At 34.1% G+C, this 16380-nt stretch carries 10 protein-coding genes and 1 pseudogene; 6 read left to right on the top strand and 5 right to left on the bottom strand.

Translation table 11 applies throughout. The features are described from left to right. Window positions 1-27 precede the first annotated feature (27 nt). From AAC069_RS11895 to AAC069_RS11880, 4 genes are all read right to left on the bottom strand, one after another. Entirely contained in the window at window positions 28-2241 is a 2214-nt protein-coding gene (locus AAC069_RS11895; protein WP_339920691.1) for a TonB-dependent receptor plug domain-containing protein, read from the bottom strand. Between the two features lie 7 nt (window positions 2242-2248). Continuing rightward, window positions 2249-3547 (bottom strand): hypothetical protein, encoded by a 1299-nt coding sequence (locus tag AAC069_RS11890; RefSeq protein ID WP_339920690.1) that lies wholly within the window; start codon window positions 3545-3547, stop codon window positions 2249-2251. Between the two features lie 97 nt (window positions 3548-3644). Next, window positions 3645-4196 carry a DUF4331 family protein gene (locus AAC069_RS11885; protein WP_339920689.1) on the bottom strand — a complete coding sequence of 184 codons (552 nt, stop codon included), beginning with the start codon at window positions 4194-4196 and terminating at the stop codon, window positions 3645-3647. A 29-nt stretch (window positions 4197-4225) separates the two neighbouring features. After that, window positions 4226-4876 carry a DUF4331 family protein gene (locus tag AAC069_RS11880; protein ID WP_339920688.1) on the bottom strand — a complete coding sequence of 217 codons (651 nt, stop codon included), beginning with the start codon at window positions 4874-4876 and terminating at the stop codon, window positions 4226-4228. Between the two features lie 243 nt (window positions 4877-5119). On the opposite strand from AAC069_RS11880, the gene AAC069_RS11875 reads away from it, so the two are divergent. From AAC069_RS11875 to AAC069_RS11865, 3 genes are all read left to right on the top strand, one after another. Beyond that, complete coding sequence (locus AAC069_RS11875; RefSeq protein WP_339920687.1) at window positions 5120-5650, top strand: RNA polymerase sigma factor; 531 nt, start codon at window positions 5120-5122, stop codon at window positions 5648-5650. Beyond that, window positions 5650-6435 carry an anti-sigma factor gene (locus AAC069_RS11870; RefSeq protein ID WP_339920686.1) on the top strand — a complete coding sequence of 262 codons (786 nt, stop codon included), beginning with the start codon at window positions 5650-5652 and terminating at the stop codon, window positions 6433-6435. Before AAC069_RS11875 ends, AAC069_RS11870 begins: the two co-directional genes overlap by 1 nt. Window positions 6436-6582: 147 nt before the next feature. Beyond that, on the top strand, window positions 6583-7527 hold the full coding sequence (locus AAC069_RS11865; protein WP_339920685.1) for a tRNA-dihydrouridine synthase family protein: 945 nt from the start codon (window positions 6583-6585) through the stop codon (window positions 7525-7527). 83 nt (window positions 7528-7610) lie between these two features. Here AAC069_RS11865 and ccsA read toward each other — a convergent pair whose 3' ends face one another. After that, a complete protein-coding gene (ccsA, locus tag AAC069_RS11860; protein ID WP_339920684.1) occupies window positions 7611-10802 on the bottom strand; it encodes a cytochrome c biogenesis protein CcsA in 3192 nt (1063 codons plus the stop codon). A gap of 587 nt (window positions 10803-11389) precedes the next feature. Here ccsA and AAC069_RS11855 point away from each other — a divergent pair. The 3 genes and pseudogenes from AAC069_RS11855 to AAC069_RS11845 form a co-directional block, all read left to right on the top strand. Continuing rightward, window positions 11390-13462, top strand: coding sequence for a hypothetical protein (locus AAC069_RS11855; RefSeq protein ID WP_339920683.1), 2073 nt, complete (start codon window positions 11390-11392; stop codon window positions 13460-13462). A gap of 926 nt (window positions 13463-14388) precedes the next feature. Beyond that, entirely contained in the window at window positions 14389-15423 is a 1035-nt protein-coding gene (locus AAC069_RS11850) for a hypothetical protein (protein WP_339920681.1), read from the top strand. Between the two features lie 39 nt (window positions 15424-15462). Further along, window positions 15463-16380 (top strand): annotated as a pseudogene (locus tag AAC069_RS11845) (hypothetical protein); the annotation flags it as partial.

The following is a 16380-nucleotide window of genomic DNA, read 5'->3' as shown; positions in this document are numbered from 1 at the left end:
AAAACAAACAAAATCATTTATTCCTTACTAAAACTTATACGTTATTCTAGCTTTCATAAAAAAGGGTGTTCCAGGTGTAAAATGAATTTCTTCCACACTGTTAGACTCATCTTTTAATCTTGATTCAGTGGCAAATTGCGTTTCATTCCATTTTGTATTCAATAGATTCTCTACTGAAACTCCAAAAGTGACACTTTTAAATTCATAATTGATATTAAAATCAGCTATTGCATATCCTTTGGCTACAATTGAATTATCTTCATTAGCAGGACGGTTTTTTAAATAGCGGTATCTTAATCCTCCCGAAAGTCCATTCCATTTTTGAAAACTTAATCCACCGGTAGACGTGAAGTCTGGCGCAAGAGGTATGTAGTTTTGCCCATTTGGTTCATCTATGCTCCTGGCATATGTATAATTAGCATCCGCATCAAAATACAACCAATCATTCAATTGATAACGCAATCCTAAATCAGCTCCCATTCTTCTTGTTTTTCCGCTAGGTTCAATGATTCCTGCATCACCCACATAGACAAATTCTTGTTGTAAATACAAATACCATAATGCTGAGTTCACAATTAACCTTGGGAAAGGTTTCCAAATCGTTCCTACATCAGTTCCTATCGCGGTAGGTAAAATTTGTTTCCCATTATTTTGAACGACAACGCGAGTATCATTTGAATGAAACCCTATTCCCGACTTTACAAAAAATTGTAAATTGTTGTTTTGAGAATATATAAAATTAAGTTTCGGTGATACTTTTACTTCACTTTCGGTCTGTGTTTTATATATAGGAGCTAACTTATCTCTGTAATTAAATTTGAAATAGTCTAATCTTACTGCTGGATTGATAGTCAATTTCCCGAATTTGAATTCTGAATTCAAGTACGTAAATGCATTCGTCTCATCAATATCCCCTAATTTAATATTTTCTAAAGTAATACTTCTGTTCAACGTATGGGACAGTTCAGTATCAATAGTAGCATCAGCACGAAAACCTACGCCTAATTGAAATGAAGCATCCAAATCATTACTTTTTATTTTCTTATTTAACTCTGCATTCATACCGTAGATAGATCGGTCTTCTTTTTGCTTGATTTGATCTCCATTTATAGGATCTTCTAAGAAGAAAGTAAAATTAGAATACAGTTCAAAATCATATTTCGAATAAAAAGCATTGGCTTTCAAGAACGTATTTTCATCTATAGGTTTGCTTAACGACGCATTAATATTTGTTCTCGATGTCGTTCCTCCTTCGGTATCATCAACTGATCCAAATCTAGAAATAGTTCCATTATCTACTAATCGTTGTGGTATTTGTCCAGATGCATCCCAAGTACTGGAAAAACGAGAAGCAGATACTGAGAACTTACTATTGTCATCCAAAACCGCCGAATATTTACCTAACAAATTGACCCTATTGAAATTTTGAGGAGAATCGAATGGACCGTCTGTCAAGATGTATTCTGTTGCGATGTAGGCGCTTTGTTTTTTCTGGTTTCCCAAAAGATTAAACATTCCTACCGTTCTTAAAGTATTAAACTGACCCGCCTCTATACTTATACTACTCTTGTCTAACTTTTCTTTAGTTTGGAAGGCGACGTATCCTGCCGTTGCAAAATCCCCTTTACTGGCATAATACGTCCCTTTTCCAAAATCTATCTTTTCTACTGTTTCCGGAATCACAAAATGCAAATCGGCATAGCCTTGACCATGTGCATGCGATACCATATTTACAGGCATTCCATCTACAGAAATGGCAATATCAGTTCCGTGATCTATATCAAATCCTCTTAGGAATATTTGTTCTGCTTTTCCTCCTCCAGCATGCTGTCCTATGAATAATCCTGGAACTTTTCTTAATATTTCCTGAGAGGAATTTACGGGCGTAGTTTGCAAATCAATTTTTGAAATGACATTCATTGCCGATAGTTGTTGTTGGATCACAATCTCATCTAATCTAAAGATATCCTCTTCCAACAGAATTCTGTTAACCGTTTCAATTAGAGTATAGTTTGCCTTTTTGTGTCCCAAGGCTGTTACTATCAAAACATTTCCTACTACTGATTTATCAATGCTGAACATTCCTAACTCATTAGTATGTGCATGTGCCTCCGAATTGGTATTTACGATATAAGCGTTCTCAATTGCATTCCCAAATTCGTCTACAACAACTCCTTTTTGGATTTGACTGTGCGATACCAACCCTAAAAAGGCAAGTACTATTGTAAAAAAATATCTCATGGTGGAATTATAATTGATTAACCTTTTGCTCTAAATTAGGACCTAATTCATACATACTAGAAAGCAATTCTTCCTTTATAGGCGCTACTTTTTGGTTCTCATTATTGGACTTGTAAATCATTGCCAAGTGGTATTGCACCTTTGGTTCAAATGATTTGCCTACCACATATTTCTTGGCAATTTCTAATGCTTTATCCTTTTGCCCCATATTCAAATAAGACCAAGCTAATAAATCATAAGAATCTGGTGTAGGTCTGTGATCGACTTCAATTTTTGCAATTTCTAATGCTTTAGGCGCTGTTTCTTTTGCATCAGCATAAATCAAAGTGTTGTATTTATTATACATCGCTCCATAATTATTCGTTTCAAGCATAGCGAAATAAGCATTTCTATCTTTTAAGGCTGCAGCATCATCACCTTCAAATTGAGCAATCTGAGATTTTAATAAATAAAAATCTGGAGTGTTATGTGTAATTTCAATAGCTTCCACAATTCTTTTTGCTTCTTTAGTATTTCTTTCATGAGAAAATACAATCCAAGCAATTCCTTTTAAAGCATAGGAATAATTGGGATCTATTGCTAATGTTTTTAAGTAACTGTCATATGATTCTTGAATTCTACCAGCGTGACCATAAAAATCACCTAGATTAGAATAAGACCATATTTTAAGTATTTTATTATCTTCCTTTTCAGCAATATCTCTGGCTTTCTCCATAAAAGTAATCGCCGTTTTCAAATCGCCTTTATGATCGTTCCATTTTGCTAAACGGATTAGATAATCATAATCATTCATGTCTTTTAATGCATTCAAATTACTTTCCGCCTCAACGAAATTTCCCAATTCCATTTGGACATCAAACAACAGTTTTTGAGTTTCTTTTCGTCCTTCGCCAATAGCCAAAGCTTTATTAGCTAAACCTAAAGCCTCCTTAAATCTATGTTGTGCAATATAATTTCTTCCTAATGATCGAATTGTCGATACTTTAGAATACTTATTAGCTTCATTAGACTGAACTAGTAAATCTTCTGTTTTATATAAATTTTTAATATCTCCCGTATATTCAAAAAGAGTGGCATACTTCGAAGCAATTATTCCTAAGTAACTTTTTTGATTAGGAGCTGCATCGTATTTTTTTTGCCAAAAATCAATTTCCTTATTTGCAAAGTCCAATGATTTATTACCATCAACATGCAAGTATTTATTATAATCGGAAGTATTTGTAATCTGGTTCTGTTTCTTCGTATCGCAAGCGAAAATAAAAAGGATTGTAAAAACCAGGACGGGGATAACTTTATAAGGTTTCATAATCTATATTTTTTGTTTGTTGTTGTTTTGTTTGTTGTTAGAAAAAAAAAAAACAGAGCTCACTAATTCTGACAGAGCTCTGTTTTTTATATATTTATTACCAGGCTGCTGCCAAGTATGGAAAAGAAGTGGTAAATGCTTTATCATTTGCATCTACGTGATCTGAAGTAAGACCAGTATTAGAACCACCTGTTGGCCCACCAAAGATTAAGATTAGCTCAACATCAATTACATCATCAGCCAAAGCTCTACCTGTTAATACATTAGTACCATCGAAAAAAGTTGTTTTTCCAGAAGTTTTCACGTTTAAAACATCAGTTGCTAACACTCCTGTAAATTGTGCCGCAGTCAACCCTAAAGCATTCGTTGTATATCCAGGGTTTAACGCCTTTAATCTAGACTCAAAAATTGGCTGATATTTCGCTCCCATTGCAGAAGGTATAGCCGCATTAAAGTCATCTTTAGGTTGTCCCGAAGCAATAAAAACTGTGTTTATCGCTGGTCTAGCCATTTGATCTTGTTGTACAAAAGTTCCTGAGAAGTCAGCACTTGCCATTGCATCTCCGTTATTGTCGTCATCATTACAGCTTACTGCACCTAGAGCGCAAACTACTGCGATAGCTATGATTTTGAATTTATTTGTTTTCATAATTTTAAAGTTTAATAAAGAATAATTAATTATTGTTTTTTCTTAGTTTCTGCCCATACATTTAAAGAGGCTGCTGTACCTAACATTGTTTTTGGAACTTCAACTACAACTGATAGTACATTTGAACCAGCGAAAGTATCTGTACCTGGATTTTTAAACGCTGTAGCAGTTCCTCCAAGGATTGCTTGAAATTGACCTAAGTCAAAAAAGAATGGATCGTCTCTCGGTCCTGCGAAAAATTTCATTCCGTTTTCAGTAGACGTTACCGCTGCTGCACCATATTTAGATATCGCAACACTTCCAGATGCCGCACTGGTTTTAATTGTACTTGATGTTCCAGTTGTTCCTGGAGCATATGGTCCGAAGAAGTACATCTTATCTCCTTTTTTAATTGCTTGGATAACCAAGTCTTCCACATTATCGCCTGTATTGTCGATGTTAATTTCAATCATCACATTTTCATTGAATGCTGCGGCACCCGTTGCATTAGGACTTAACAACCCTTGAGTGTTAACGGCAAAAACTAAATTATTAGTTTCTTGTCCTTGAAAAGTGTACAAATCTGTAATGTCTGCTGCATTACCTGTTACTGATGGAGCATCTACGTGATCCGCTGCTACTAAGATTAAGCCTGAAATCGCAATTAGCGAAAGACCTAATACCATTTTTGTTTTTTTCATTTTGTTATAATTTAAAAGGTTATAAAAGCATTTACGGGATTGTTTCCGTTATGGTTTTAAAAAATCATAAATAATTCTAAATATTATTTAGAAAAATACGTAAACACCTATATTACAAGGTATTAATTAACAAACAAAAAAACTAAATAATTAACATTTTATATTTTTTCATACTTAGTTTATAGCTATTATCTTAATTGTTGATAAGAATGTATATGTTTGTATAACTAAAATTAATTAATTATGACCCAAGACGAATTATTGGTATTAATATATAAGAAGGATGATAAAGCATTTACGCACTTATATGATATGTATTCGAAAAGTTTATTTTCAGTAATAAATGTCCTTGTTAGAAACCGGGAAGAAGCTGAAGATGTACTTCAGGAAGTGTTCATTAAAATTTGGAAGAATATTGATTCCTATAATGAAAGTAAAGGGCGATTCTATACTTGGATCCTTAATATAGCAAGGAATACCTCTATAGATAAACTTCGATCTAAAAATTTTAACAACAGTCAAAAAAACCTTTCCTCAGATAATTTCGTAAATCTATTAGACGACAGTAACAAACTAGTCGATAAAGTGGATACAATTGGAATACAAGAGTTTGTCAAAAGACTCAAACCAAAATGTATACAAATAATAGATTTATTGTTCTTTAAAGGATATACCCAACAAGAAGCTTCGGAAGAGTTGGAAATCCCTTTAGGAACGGTAAAAACACACAATCGAAATTGTATTAATGATTTAAGAAACTATTTGAAAGTATAATGGAAACAAAAGAATATAACGACTCCGGAATATTAGAACTCTACGTTTATGGTTTGCTAAGCGATACCGAAAATGAAGAAGTTACTACCATGGCTAATACGCATCCTGAAATTAAGGATGAAATTATTGCCATTGAGAAAGCAATTGTAGCCTTGTCCTCTAGTTTTTCACCCTTCCATTCGGTGGCTAATTATGAGAAGATCAAAGCTAAGTTGGAACTAAAACACACGCCAGTAATAGAAATGGAAACATCAAGAAACTGGTCACAATACATTGGATGGGCAGCTGCCGTTCTTTTATTGGTTGGTATTGGATTCCAATATAATCAATTGGAACAAACCAGTAATCAGGTTGTAAGTACTGAAATTGAAAAAGCAAAAGTTGAAAAAGAACTTAATCAATTAGAACTTAAAAATAAGCAAAATGAAATAGGTCTTGCAGTCGTAAGAGATACCAAGAATACCGTCGTAACCTTAGGTGGACAGGCTGTAGCACCAGAATCATCTGCAAAAGTATATTGGAACAAAGAAAGCCAAGTAGTTTATGTTGATGCAGCTGGATTACCAGAGCCTCCAAAAGGAATGGTATATCAGGTTTGGGCTCTAAAACTGAATCCTTTGACTCCAACGAGCATTGGATTACTAGACAACTTTGACAAAAACAACCAACGCATTTTTGCTGTTAGTAGCACTGGCGATGCAGAAGCCTTCGGAATTACATTGGAACCTGCAGGTGGAAGTTTAAGCCCTACAATGGAGCAATTATACACCTTAGGTAAGGTATAGCAATTCATAAAATAGCATTTTAATTAAAACCAGACTTTCAAAACGAGAGTCTGGTTTTTTTACTTAAATCGAGTTTGGACAACATATCCCTTAAATGGAAACCATAACAATCTAAAGTACCTTATATTTGCATTTTTTAAACAGTACATGAGCTATACCTTACTTTCCTCTCCTTTACAAGGATTTACAGATTTCCGTTTTAGAAATGCGCAAAACAAAATTTTTGGCGGAATAGATACTTTTTATGCGCCTTACATCCGCTTAAACGGAAAAATGGTTATTAAATCCTCCTATCAGCGTGATTTATTACCAGAGAACAATAATACCCTTGAAGTAATTCCACAAATTATAACGAACGATGCCGATGAATTTTTGTTTGTATCAAAGTATGTACAGGAATTAGGATATAAAGAATTAAACTGGAATTTAGGATGCCCCTACCCGATGGTAACCAAATGTGGAATGGGATCAGGATTGATAAGTAACACTGAAAAAATCAACCAAATTCTACATAAAGTTCATAACGAATCGGATATTATTGTCTCGATGAAAATGCGTTTAGGATATGATACTACCGAAGAAATCCTGGATGTTTTTCCTATTCTAGAAAAATACCCAATTAAGAATGTTGCTATTCACGCCCGCATTGGAAAACAATTGTACAAAGGAGGCGTACATTTGGATGCTTTTCAAGCCTGTGTCGATAACACCAAACTTAAATTGTATTACAACGGCGATATTACTTCGGTAGCTAAGTTCCACGAAATGCAAGCGCGTTTCCCGACGATAGATCATTGGATGATAGGTAGAGGCTTAATTGCTGATCCTTTTTTACCCAGTATGATTAAAAGCAACAGCTTAGAATACCCAAAAAATAAAATGGAATTGTTTAGTGAATTTCATGACACCCTAAACGCAGGATATAGCGAATCCTTATCTGGTTCGACACACATCTTATTAAAAATGCACCATTTATGGGAGTACTTTTCAGTCATTTTTTCGAACCCGCATAAAGTGCATAAAAAGATAAAAAAGACACAGAGTATAAGGAATTATGAAGCGGCTGTCAAAGAAATTATAAAAGCTGGTTAACATATTTCATAAAACTCAAATTTTCTTACAATAAAAAAAGGTTCAACCGTTAAGTTGAACCTTTTGTAATTTATTTGAAAATCTTATTTCTTATAATACTTTCTATATTTTGGATACGTAATAGCACCTATAAATGTTATTGTTCCTAGTGAATACCAAATCCAACTCAAGGAATGTGCTTCACCGCTTGCGTAAGAGTGTAATCCTACTAGGTGAAAGTTTACACCATAATAAGTAAACAAAATAGAAACAAAAGCAAACATGCTCATCAAGTTAAACGTCCATTTCCCTCTTAAAGAAGGGACAAATCGAGCGTGAATTACAAAAGCATATACCATGATACTTATCAATGCCCAAGTTTCTTTTGGATCCCATCCCCAGTAACGACCCCAACTTTCATTTGCCCATTGTCCTCCAAGGAAGTTCCCAATGGTCAACATAATAAGTCCTATTGTTAAAGCCATTTCATTGATATAAGTAATTTCTTGGATATTCAGATCCATTTTAGCCTTGTTTTTTTCATTGGTAAAAAAGATCAACAACAACGAAACAAAACCTAAGATCATTCCTAATGCAAATGGACCGTAACTCGCTACAATAACGGCAACGTGAATCATTAACCAATACGAATTAAGAACCGGTTGTAAATTTGCAATTTCAGGATCAATCCAGTTCATGTAAGCAGCTGATAAAATCATTGATGTAACAAATGCCGCCGAAGCTACAGTTAATTTAGATTTGATATCAAATGCTAAACCAAAAAACATCGTTGCCCAAGCCACATAAACAATCGCTTCATAGGCATTACTCCATGGCGCATGTCCTGAAATATACCAACGTGCACTTAATGTCAAAGTGTGTAAGACAAACAAAAATGCAATAAAAATATGCATGCTATTTACCAAAATTCGCATTAGCTTACTGTCCTTAAATATTTGAAGGATTGTAAATAGTAACATTAAAATAGAAGCGAAAACATAAGCATATGGCAACTTCTGAAGTAAATCATACTTGTTGTATAATATTTCAGCCGTAATCTTATCCTCACTAGGTCTTACTTTACTACCAAATCTCTTTTGGAAGCCGTTAAGACTTTCTACTAAATCATCTGCATTTTTATAATCACCGTTTTGAGAAGCATTATTTAAAGAACCAAAATACAATGGTAAAACACTCTTTGTATAAGTAGAATCCATTCCTTTTAATCCAGCTTCATTCAATTCTAAGGAAGAAACCCATTTATTATTAGGATCATTCGGAATCGGAAAAATCTTTAAAATTCTTCCGCTTAGCGCAGATTCCATTAAATTTACTTTCTTATCCGTTTCAATAAAGTCTTTTTCAAACTGATTCGGATTAGCCGCTTTGTATGCATCATCTAAATAAGGAGATAATTTATAATTTCCTTTTTCATCAAAAAATGCAATGAACGGAGCTGTTTTCGCATTTACATCTACTCCTATTAACTTTCTGATACTGTCATTTCCGCTTCTTAAATAAATTAAAGGGATTTCGATCCAGAATTGTGCATACTGAGACATTGATAAAAATACCTGATCAGAATTCATTCCTTTGTACTCATTAGCATGACTCACTTTTCTCAATAATTCAGATGAGAAAGTGTTGATTGGCTTCATTCTACCTCCGGCATCTTGAATAATCAGTCTTCCAAATTTTAATGCGTGCTCTTCTTTAACTTTGAACTTATTAAGTAAAGAATCCAACTGTTTTTCTGTTGGTGCAACTCTAGTGTGATTCCCCTTTTCAATATGATCGGCATGTTCACCATTCTCATCATGCTCGTGATTGTGCGTCTGTGCAAAACTGGTCATACTTATCATTAAAACTAAAATCGTAATCAATTTTGATTTTTTAGTTTTAACCACATCTAATTTTCGTTTTAAATCAGCAAAGCGAGAGTGTTTTGTAAACATAATAGACATCATTGCAAAAAATAACATAAAATAACCAGCGTACGTAATTGACGTTCCCCAAAAATCGTGGTTCACAGATAAGACCGTTCCCTTTTCATCCGGGTCAAATGAAGATTGAAAGAATCGATATCCTTTGTAATCCAAAACATTATTCATAAAAATCCTCGCATCAAATACCTCTGTAGAATCTTGAACTGTCACTTTACTTTCAAAAGAAGAGTAACTTTTCTCCGTTCCCGGGTATTTCGCAGCGATAAAATCATTCAGTTTTATCTTGAAAGGTAAAACGTAAGCTTTACTACCGTAGAAAAAAGTATAATCTAAATTTCCAATTTTTACCGTTTGAAAATCTCCTACTCTCCCCTTAGAACCCACAACAGTCACTTCTTTTTCCTGTCCCTCAGCCTTCACTTTTAGCACCAAAGCATCAGTATGATTTTTTGCTTTAAAATCATTACTAGATTCATAAGCAATCACCCCTTTTACAGCAGGGTCTGGAAAAACAAATCTTTTTTCTCCTATGCTATAAAGTGAACGCATCATTAAAGGCTGTACAATATCTTTCGTTACCGCACCCTCTAATTTATCAGCCATTCTCATGAAATTCCCTTCAAATGGTGTTTGAATGGTATATTCTTTCCCGGTAGTATTGATATTAATCGCACCTTCGGTTGGTTTGTTTAAAGCAAATAAAACATTATGGATATTCTGAACCTCTCCTTCTTTTAGAAAGTGCTCTTCACGTCCGCCATCACCGGCTTCCACAAGTTTGAAATACAAAACGCCCGTAGGATCCGCTTTTACATATTCCTTAGCACCCATGATAAAGTTTTCGTATTCCACTTCAAACGGAGTGTCCGCAAACTTATCAGAGATTGAAAAATTGTTATTAGTAACTGGTGAAAGCAAGAGTGGTTTTTCAAAAACTCTACGTTTCATCTCCCCTTTATACTCGCCATCGATAAAAACGGTAAGGAATGTTTTGTCTGAATAAAACTGATTTTCAGCAGCTCCTTCACGTATCGGCATCATCCCTTCATAACTAATATACCGGGTTACAAATGCACCCAAAAGAATAAAAACAAATGACAAATGAAGTAATAAAGTAGCCCATTTTTCTTTTTTCAATAATTGGTAACGCTTAATATTCCCTATGAAATTGATCATAAAAAACACCATTATCGCTTCAAACCACCAAGAATTATAAATTAAAATGCGAGCTGTATCCGTGTTATATTTACTTTCGATGAAAGTTCCTGCGCCCATTGCTATTGCAAAAGAGAGAAAAAGAAGCGCCATTAATCGTGTAGAAAATAAAAATGAGAATAATTTTTTATCCATTTGTAAGGAATTACGTTTTTATAAAAGTGCGACAAAAGTACTTAAAATTGTTGACTTCTATCTTGCTACAATTGTTAATTTAATCCAAAATTAAGGGTTTAAAGTCCCTAATACCGCCTTTCTTTTGGGCGTGCCACCGTCCCTGAAAAAGGGCTACTTCACTTTGTCTAGATATGCCCTTTTTCGGGAAGCTGTCGGGTCATGCGCGCTACTGCGGTAGCTAGCTTCTACCCCTCACGCAAATTCGCATGAAAATGATGTGTTACATTTACAATTAGAACTATTTGTAATCCTATTTCTATAAATTAACAAAAAACCGTTTTATGGCACAAAGTCATATTTACCAACAAACCAGCTAAGCGACCGGCTACGATCAAGCTTTTTTCAGATAAAGTTTTAGAAATTGCAAACAATTCTATTGAAATAAAAATGGTTGATGTATTAAATTGAGCTACTCTTATTGATATAAAGCCGTTCTTTGCAAAGTTTGATATTAGAACAAACACTATATTTGGATTGTTAGATAATCAAGAAAATATTCCTAGTAAAGAACTTCATTCTGATGAACGTTATAAATTATAATACCTATGACAAATAATATACTTATTGAAAATCAATATAAAAGAAGCAGTATATTTGAAAAAGAAAATGTGAATTATCTAGTTCGCGTTTTAAAAAGATTCAACACAGTACCTAAGATAAATAACATAAATATTATTACCTCAACTACTGAGCCTAATGTATTTAAAATTGTACCCAACAAATCGATTATAATTGGTTCGTCATTATTAAATAAACCAGTTTTAGCTCTAGTTTATTTAAGATATGGTATTGAATGGCAGCTTTGGTATAAAGCATTGAATAACGAAAAACAGGATATTGTTTTATGCGATATAGCAGCGCTTGAAGTGACTCGAATATTTTATCAATTGCTACCTAAAGATGATAAAGAAAAATTAGAAAACCTTGATTATTTTTTAATTGATTTGATTAAAAATGAAAAGGAAATAAATCCTGAATCTGTATTACAATACAAAGAGCTACAGGCTTTTCACGGGGTGAATACTGCCAACAAAGCATTTAAAGAATCATGGAAACCAATTGTTGAAAACCTAGCAAAACCAACAGAATATTTATTAATGTCTGGTGGTGATCTTAGATTGAATATTGACGAAATTGATTTGTTAAATAAATATGGTTGCCGACCATTTCCAAGACCCGATGCATTCACTTTTGCCTCTTCAACTGGAACTAGTGTTTCTAATTTTGCGTTTGATAAAACAGATAAAGTTAGAAGTATTTTAATTAGAAATAGCTTGAAAAATGGTTTTAAAAACGCAACCATCGAGTTTTCTGAATTACTAAAAGACAACCTCCGAAAGATTTTTAAGTTAAATGATAAGTGTGAAATAATTTTTTCCCCATCAGGCACTGATTCTTCACTTCAAATAGCAGCTATAACTCAAATTATGTCCGAAAAAGACATTACGCATATTTTAGTAGCTTCTGATGAAACTGGTAGCGGTATACCTGCGGCATTAAAAGGGTGTCATTTTGAAAACACAACCGCTTTAAATTATCCTATTAAGAAAGGGGATAAAATTGAAGGATTTAGAGATGTTGATTTGATTAAAATTACTTTTAGAGATGAGAATGGTGCGTTAAAATCAACCAATCAATTAGACGAGGAGGTCTATAATGCCATATCTAAAACCAATGAGTTAGGCAGACACGTAGTACTGCATACTATGGATCAATCGAAATTAGGATATCAATCACCTAGTGATGCATTAATTCAAAAACTGAATACAATCGATGCCCTATCAATGCAGATTATTGTGGACGGTTCGCAACTTAGATTAGACCCTAAAGACATACAAAATTATTTAAATAAAGGATATATTGTTACTGTAACGGGAAGTAAGTACTTTACCGGGCCTCCCTATTCAGGTGCATTACTTCTACCCGAGAGTGTTAGTAAATTAATCCATTCTGCAAAAAATAAGTTACCAGAAGGATTAACCCAATATTACAATCATTCGGATTGGCCAACATCGTGGTTCTGTTCAAATGATTTATCCGATGGATATAATTACGGTTCTTACATGCGCTGGAACGCTGCCATCGTTGAAATGGACCGATACTATAAAACACCCGTTTTATATAGAAACATGGGTATTGAGATGTTCTGTAATTTTATTGACGATTCAATAAAAGAAGCCACTTTTTTAGAACCCATTTATGGTGATGATACAAAAGCGAATAGTTATAATAGTCAAGAATTTGGAATAAGAAATATCCGTACCATTTTCCCTTTCTTTATACTTAAAGAAAACGAAGTCTTATCTGTTGATAATGTAAAAAAGCTCTATACATTACTAAATTCAGATATATCTGATCAGTTTGAAGATTCTCCACTAGAAATTATTAGGCTTGCTGCCCAAAAGTGCCATATCGGACAAGCCGTTAATGTAAAATATAGTACTGATATTGAAAGTGCTGTTTTAAGAATTAGTTTGGGCGCAAGAGTTATTTCTGAAAGCTGGGTTAACAGAGATATTAGTCTGTTTTTTAGAAATATAGAAACACAAATGAATCAGATTACTGTAATCATAAAGAAAATAGAATTGATCCTAAGCAATCCCGATTTGTTGAAATAAATAAATTAAGATACCGAATTATCTGGGCGTGCCACCGTCCCATAAAAAGGGCTAATTCACTTTGTCTAGATACGCCCTTTTTCGGGAAGCTGTCGGGTCATCCGCGCTACTGCGGTAGCCAGCTTCTACCCCTCACGCAAAACCGACTAAAAGTGATATTTAGTTTATATAATTAGAGCTCCTTCTACTCATTTTTCTATAAATTAGCACAACACCATAAAAGCTATTTTATGGCGTAAACACACACTTATTTGGGTATATTGAAGCCTTTTTCAAATATTTAATTGATAATTACGGCTTTGAAAAATCATCTAAACTTTGGGTAGAAGGATATAACAACTTTAATAAAATATACGGGTTTGAATTTGAGGAAATGCAAAGTAAAATAGAATCAGAATTAAAGATAAAATACCCTAAAAATATTGAATTTAATTGGGAATAATTTAATAAAGGCTATATATAAACGGTCTTAAACTCTAAAGATCTGTTGGGCTTAAAAAGTCAATACCTGAGCAATAATGAAGGAAAAAAGTAATGAACCCTTTGTTTATATCTACATTGCAGAAAAGCAGAACCGCTCGCACTCTCTCCTGTTATTTAACATACTACTTCATTTTTTTTACTGATTTTAACAAATGATTAAAGTTATTGTGATAGGCTCCGGAAATCTAGCTCACTATTTAATTGCTGCTTTTTAAAACTCCAAAAAATATAGGAGATGAAATTAATTGTTATTTCGGGCATTCACTATGCATCTATTCATGATTTTACAATAACAAAAAAAAGTAAAAACCATCGTTTTCCTTAACAATTCCACTCGTCGACACTTTAGATAGATTCACCGATAGGTAAACAACTCTTAACGAAAATAAAAAAGAGCATCAGTTTATACCTGTAAGTTTACGCTACATAAATTAGTGTAAAAGATGAAAAAGTACGAGTTAGCAAGCTATTTGGATGGATATGATGTTACTTCAGTAATGAAGTATAACATAATATTCAAAAGCTTTTTTCCCTATTTTTTATTCGTAATTCTCTTTTTCAAATTGAATACGCTACAGGCCCAAGTTCAAAATAACAATGATCTATACGTTGGCGATAATAGTTTATTTTATGTTGGAGCCGAAAACTTTATCTTTGGTTCAGGCGTAGCAACAATAAAAACTAGCAGAACAAAATTGAATTATGGTGTTTTGTCTTTTCCTATTGGAGCATGGTGTAGTGGAGCGAGCGAAAACGCTTTTGTAGATGGATATGCTCAAACTCTAAGCCACGAGGCCTTCATCTTACCGATAGGGCAATCAGGTGTTTATGCTCCAATTCAAGTAATCCCATCAAATACTGGTGGTGTAGATGCTGCTTATTTTAGAGCGACGCCAAACTCGATTGGTGGAGCTTTGGATACATCAATCTCTTCAATCTCTTCGGTTGAATATTGGGATATAAAAAGTAACGGAGTAAGTGCCGCTATTTCGCTTAGTTGGAGACTCTCAAGTGCTATTTCAGATTTAACATCCTCTTCACTATCTAATTTAACTATTGTAGGTTGGAATGGGTCTACATGGGTAACAATACCTTCGATAGTTGATGAACATTCTATACTAGGTGCAATAAGTGACTTAGATTCGGGCTCTATTAGTACGAATGCGAAAGTAGACTTATCGGCTTTTTCAGCTTTTTCCTTAGGCGCAAAAACAAAGCAATTACTGGTTACTGAATTTAATAAAGTAGAACTAACAGTATATGTAAATAAAAATATGTTATTTATCGAAGCTTCTCAACCGATAAAGACTTTGATTGTTCATGATGTTACAGGCAAACTAGTACTCTTAAAAGACCTAAACGGAGACTTCAAATACAGTCAACCTTTCAACTATGAGTTTGGTATGTACATTGTAACAACGGAATTATATAATGTTAATTCACTTATTAAAAAGAAAATAATTAATAATAGCTATTAGATTTTAATCTACAATAAATCGCTCCTAAATATAAAAACAATGCAAAAAGTCAAAAATTACTTATTTATTTTAATAGTACTTATTTCGGGTGTTATTAGTGCTCAAACAGGGATTGGGACTAAAAGCCCCGATGAATCCTCAGTTCTAGATATTAGTTCTACAACCAAAGGGTTCCTTTTGCCAAGAATGACTTCAACAGAACGTGACTTAATTGTAAGACCTGCTAAGGGTTTGATGATATTTAATACTACAGTTAACGCCATTGAGAACAATATTGGTACAAAAGACATCCCAACATGGGCTTCAGACGGAAACAATGGAACTAATACTAGTCAAGGTCCAAAAGGAGATAAAGGAGACAAGGGAGATAAAGCACAGACTGGAGATGATGGAAAATCAGCTTATGAAATATGGTTATCACTCGGAAACACAGGTACCGAACTTGAGTTTATCACTTCTTTAAATGGTACAGATGGTGTTGATGGAATAAATGGTATTGACGGTGCAAAAGGAGACGCTGGAATTAATGGTGTTGACGGAATAAACGGTACTACTGGTGCAAAAGGAGACACTGGATCAAATGGTATTGACGGTGCCAATGGTACTACTGGAGCAAAAGGAGATACTGGTATAAATGGTATTGACGGTATAAACGGTGCTGCTGGAGTAAAAGGAGACACTGGATCAAATGGTATTGACGGTATAAACGGTACTACTGGAGCAAAAGGAGATACTGGTGCAAATGGTATTACTGGTGCAAAAGGAGATACTGGAATAAATGGTGCTACTGGAGCAAAAGGAGACGCTGGAATAAATGGTGTTGACGGAATGAACGGTGCTACTGGAGCGAAAGGAGACACTGGTATAAATGGTATTGACGGTGCAAATGGTGTTGACGGTGCAAAAGGAGACGCTGGAATAAATGGTATTGACGGTGCAACTGGTACTACTGGAGCG

Source organism: uncultured Flavobacterium sp. (assembly GCF_963974175.1).
Taxonomy (GTDB): domain Bacteria; phylum Bacteroidota; class Bacteroidia; order Flavobacteriales; family Flavobacteriaceae; genus Flavobacterium.
Note: the sequence above shows the minus strand (reverse complement) of the source record. Positions and strands in the feature narration are given on the sequence as shown.

Excerpts from the sequence above, each read along its gene's own strand:
- AAC069_RS11895 (WP_339920691.1), bottom strand. The coding sequence starts at position 2,241 with ATGAGATATTTTTTTACAATAGTACTTGCCTTTTTAGGGTTGGTATCG.
- AAC069_RS11890 (WP_339920690.1), bottom strand. The coding sequence starts at position 3,547 with ATGAAACCTTATAAAGTTATCCCCGTCCTGGTTTTTACAATCCTTTTT.
- AAC069_RS11885 (WP_339920689.1), bottom strand. The coding sequence starts at position 4,196 with ATGAAAACAAATAAATTCAAAATCATAGCTATCGCAGTAGTTTGCGCT.
- AAC069_RS11880 (WP_339920688.1), bottom strand. The coding sequence starts at position 4,876 with ATGAAAAAAACAAAAATGGTATTAGGTCTTTCGCTAATTGCGATTTCA.
- AAC069_RS11875 (WP_339920687.1), top strand. The coding sequence starts at position 5,120 with ATGACCCAAGACGAATTATTGGTATTAATATATAAGAAGGATGATAAA.
- AAC069_RS11870 (WP_339920686.1), top strand. The coding sequence starts at position 5,650 with ATGGAAACAAAAGAATATAACGACTCCGGAATATTAGAACTCTACGTT.
- AAC069_RS11865 (WP_339920685.1), top strand. The coding sequence starts at position 6,583 with ATGAGCTATACCTTACTTTCCTCTCCTTTACAAGGATTTACAGATTTC.
- ccsA (WP_339920684.1), bottom strand. The coding sequence starts at position 10,802 with ATGGATAAAAAATTATTCTCATTTTTATTTTCTACACGATTAATGGCG.
- AAC069_RS11855 (WP_339920683.1), top strand. The coding sequence starts at position 11,390 with ATGACAAATAATATACTTATTGAAAATCAATATAAAAGAAGCAGTATA.
- AAC069_RS11850 (WP_339920681.1), top strand. The coding sequence starts at position 14,389 with ATGAAAAAGTACGAGTTAGCAAGCTATTTGGATGGATATGATGTTACT.